General features: G+C 42.6%; 2 protein-coding genes. Both read left to right on the top strand.

The window, feature by feature from the left end; all coding sequences use genetic code 11:
• On the top strand, positions 1 to 4,221 hold a 4,221-nt coding region (locus QUA45_RS27905), incomplete at its 5' end, for an ATP-binding protein (RefSeq protein WP_333223113.1).
• Between the two features lie 175 nt (positions 4,222 to 4,396).
• Positions 4,397 to 4,788, top strand: a 392-nt coding sequence (locus tag QUA45_RS27900; protein ID WP_333100390.1) for a protein kinase domain-containing protein, incomplete at its 3' end; no start/stop codon positions are given.

Here is a 4,788-nt window from a genome sequence, read left to right as displayed (position 1 = left end):
ATGGGTCAATTGCTATCAGAATCCGATACCCAATTGCAAACATGGAAAACCCAGATTTTAGCAGCCGTGGGAGACAACGGACAAGTCTTGATTGATGTGATTCCTGAGTTAGAAGGAATAATTGGCGCTCAACCTCATGCAACAGAATTGTCAGGAAGTGCTGCCCAAAATCGCTTTAATCTGCTCATGCAGAAATTTGTGCAAGTTTTCACGAGTAAAGAACATCCTTTAGTGATGTTTTTGGATGACTTGCAATGGGCGGATTCAGCCTCCCTGAATTTGCTACAATTATTGATGATGGATACGGGATATTTATTAGTATTGGGGGCCTATCGAGATAATGAAGTTTCGCTTGTGCATCCATTTATCTTAACAGTGGATGAGATAGTTAAAACAGGGGCAAAAGTGAATAGGATTTATTTGCAACCGTTAAGCGAAACCGATATAAATTTGTTGATGGTGGATACGTTGAATTGCGAATTATCCCTGGCCCAACCTTTGACAAAATTAGTCTATCAAAAAACTCAGGGAAATCCTTTTTTTGCTACTCAGTTTATCAAGGCATTACATGACGATAAGCTAATTAGCTTTAATTGGGAGATTCGGCATTGGCAGTGTGATCTTGCCCAAGTTAAAGCCTTAGCGATTACTGATGATGTCGTTGAATTCATGGCTTGGCTATTGCAGAAGTTGCCACCAGAAACTCAGGAGGTTCTCACATTAGCTGCATGTATAGGATCGCACTTTGATTTGAATACGTTAGTAATTGTCAGTGAGCAATCTCCGGGAATGACGGCTACGGCTTTATGGAAAGCATTGCAGGAAGGTTTGGTGATTCCCACGACCAAAATCTATAAGTTCTTTACCCAATCGGATAGTAATGAAGTTTTCAATTCTTCAGCTAATCCAACTTATCGATTTTTACACGATCGCGTCCAGCAAGCCGCATATTCACTCATTCCCGATTCACAGAAAAAAGCAACTCATCTCAAAATCGGACAATTACTTCAGCAAAATTTTTCAAAAATAGAGCAAGAAGAAAAAATGTTTGATATTATCGGGCATTTGAATCGAGGAATTGAGTTAATTACCCAACCTAGCGAACGAGAAGCCTTAGCTAAACTGAACTTGGCAGCCGGTTGTAAAGCCAGAAATTCTACCGCCTACATGGCAGCTAGAGTTTATCTGCAAACAGGCATTGATCTACTAACAGCCAACTGCTGGCAAAGGCAGTATGAATTAACCCTGAACCTCTATGTTGCTGCTGCCGAAGCTGCCTATTTGAATGCTGACTTTGACAGCATGGAAGAGATAGCAGTACAAGTGTTGCAAGCAGCCCAGACAATCTTAGACAAAATCAAAATTTACGAAATTCAAATTGCCGCCCAGACAGCACAGAGCAAGTCACTAGAAGCCATTGCAGTAGCAAGAGAAGCACTCTGGCAATTGGGGGTTGAACTACCCACCGAAGCTGACGAAGCTTTGATTGGTAAAGCGCTAGAAGCCGTTGCCAGCCAACTCCAAGGTAGACGGATTGAAGAGCTAGTTAATCTGCCGGTGATAACTGATGCCAAGGCTCAGGCTGCCATGCCACTATTAGCAACATTATATTCTCCTATCTTTCTGGGAATGCCCGGTTTGCTGCCCCTACTTAGCAGCAAGATGGTGAGTTTATCGCTCTCCTTTGGGAATGCGCCAGCATCGACGGTGGGGTATGGCATTCACGGACTGGTGTTGTGTGCCTTTTTGGGAGATGTGGAAACGGGGTATGCCTTTGGTAAATTAGCACTTTTATTGCTTGATAGGTTCAATGTCCGGGAATTCAAGTCCATGATTCTGAATCTATTTGGAGCCTTTATTCAGCATCGCAAAGAAGCAATGAGGGCAGTGATACTGACGACGAAAGATAGCTATAGGTGGGGCATGGAAACTGGCGATTTTCTAAGTGCTGGCTACAGCATGGTCACTTACAGCTATATGAACTTTTTCAGTGGAGTAGAACTGAGCAATTTGGAATCAGAAATAGCAAGTTACAGCGCCGCCTTGGCTCAGGTAAAGCAATATTCGGCTCAGATTTATGTAGATATGGTGCGGCAGACGGTGAATAACTTAAAGGAAGTCGAGATTCTGTCGGATTGCTTAATCGGTCCGGCCTACGATGAAACAGTGATGATGCCCAAGCATAATCAGGATTATGAATTCACTGCCATCGCCGAGGTTTATATCTACAAACTGTTGCTGGCTTACTGCTTTGGTAACTACAAAGAGGCGAACAATTATATTAGCCAAGCCCAGCCCTATTTGATAGCAGTACCGGGATGTATTTTTATTCCAATTTTCCATTTCTATGCAGCCCTGACGTACCTGGCACTTTTACCCACACAGCCAGAAATTGAGCAAGCTGAAATTCTCGCCTCTGTGGAAATCCATCAAACTACTCTGCACCAGTGGGCGCAAAATGCTCCGATGAATCATCTGCATAAATGGTATTTGGTTGAAGCAGAACTGCAGCGGGTTTTGGGCAATAAAGCAGATGCACTGGAAATGTACGATCGCGCTATCCAACTCGCTAAAGAAAATCTATTCATCAACGAAGAAGCCCTCGCCAACGAACTAGCAGCTAAATTCTACTTGGGATGGGGCAAAGAAAAAGTAGCTCAAGCCTACATGATTGAAGCGTATTATTGTTATGCCCGATGGGGAGCTAAAGCCAAAATTGAGGATTTGGAAAAACGTTATCCTCGCCTACTCGGTATTATCCTTCAGCAAGCTCAAGCCTTTAGTTCATTAAAGGAAACGATCGCCCGCGGAACAATTACTTATAATACCAACTCTTCTAGCAGCAACTCTGAATTTCTCGATTTGCCGACTCTGATCAAAGCCTCTCAAGCCATTTCTGGGGAGATTGAACTAGATAAACTCCTGACTACTCTCCTAAAAATAGCGATCGCGAATGCTGGGGCAACTAAGTGTGTCTTATTGCTCAAACAAGAACAGTATTTACAGGTAGTGGCTCTTGTAGCAGAGGGACAGGAACCTAAGCTATTACCATCAATACCTCTAGAATCTAGTCAGGATGTAGCGATTAGTTTGGTTAACACTGTCAAGCGTAGTTTGAAACCTTTGGTAATAGTTGATGCTAGGGTAAGTTCCCAGCTTGCGAGCGATCGCTATATTGAACAGCACCAGCCGATCAGTGTTCTTTGTATTCCAATTCTTAATCAAGGGCAGTTGATAGGAGTTTTCTACCTGGAAAATAACCTGACGGTTGGGGCGTTTACGAGCGATCGCATTGAAGTGCTAAATTTGCTGGCTTCTCAAGCTGCTATTTCTTTAGAAAATGCCCGTTTGTATCAAGAATCTCAACAAGCATTAACCGGTCTCAAACAAGCACAAGTAAAAATAGTTCAAAGCGAAAAAATGTCAGCGTTGGGAAACTTAGTGGCTGGGGTAGCTCATGAAATTAATAATCCAGTGGGTTTTCTGACTGGTAATATTCAACCAGCTTTAGATTATATCAAAGATTTATTTGGATTGCTCGATTTATATGCACAAAAATATCCGCAACTCGATCCAGAGATTCAAGAAGAAATCGATAACATAGATCTTGATTACATCCGAGAAGATTTACCCAAATTAGTAGGTTCGATGCGGGAAGGCGTGAAGCGGATTCGAGATATTAGTAACAGTCTGCGAAGCTTTTCCCGTGCCGATACTAACTATCCCGTAGCTTGTAATATCCACGATGGCATCGACAGCACCATTATGATCCTGAAACATCGCCTCAAGGCTAACGAAAATCGTCCAGAAATCAAAGTGATTAAGGAATACGGTAATTTGCCACAAGTGGAGTGTTATGCCGGCCAGTTGAATCAAGTATTTATGAATTTGTTAGGTAATGCGATCGATGCTTTGGATGAATCAAATCAAGGGCGACATTATGCAGAAGTAGTCAATGAAATCACCATTAGAACCGACATTTCTCTGGACAAAAAACAAGCGATAATTTGCATCAAAGATAACGGCGTGGGCATGAGTGAAGCAGTGCAAGAGAAGATTTTTGATGAATTATTTACTACCAAGGGAGTAGGGAAAGGGACGGGGTTGGGATTGGCGATCGCTCGTCAAATTGTGGTTGAGAAACATGGAGGGGCGATCGAGGTAAATTCTCTATTGGGAGAAGGGACGGAGTTTACCATTTTCTTACCGATGAAAGGATAAGACGATATCTATAGATGGCAATCTTTTTATTCAACAATGAAAAAAGAAGAGAAGCGGTAGAGTCTTTCTGCTGGGGGCGAAATCAGTTATCTCACCGTTAGACTTGACTAAGAGAAGTGTATAATAAGTTACAGAAGTCAATGTCTAAGATGGAGTAATCCAGAGGAGTACCGCAGTGGATTTGACAAACCAAATTTCAGAATATCATCTGGTTGAGCAATTATACTGCGGCTCCAGAACCCTAGTATATCGAGCGCTCCGAGAAACAGACCAGATTCCGGTTGTCATTAAACTATTAAATCGAGACTATCCCAGCTTCAGCGAACTGCTGCAATTCCGCAACCAGTATACCATCGCCAAAAATCTACGTCTGCCGGGAGTCGTTGAACCCTACAATTTAGAGTCCTATCGCCACAGCTATGCCCTAGTAATGGAGGATTTTGGCGGTATTTCTCTGCGAGACTACGCCCAAGAACGCAAGCTGACTCTAGCAGAAATATTGGAAATTGCCATTCAAATAACTGATATCCTTGACGGACTGTACCGAAACAGAGTCATTCACAAAGA

It is taken from the genome of Microcoleus sp. Pol12A5 (genome assembly GCF_036701435.1).
Taxonomy (GTDB): Bacteria; Cyanobacteriota; Cyanobacteriia; order Cyanobacteriales; family Microcoleaceae; genus Microcoleus.
Note: the sequence above shows the minus strand (reverse complement) of the source record. Positions and strands in the feature narration are given on the sequence as shown.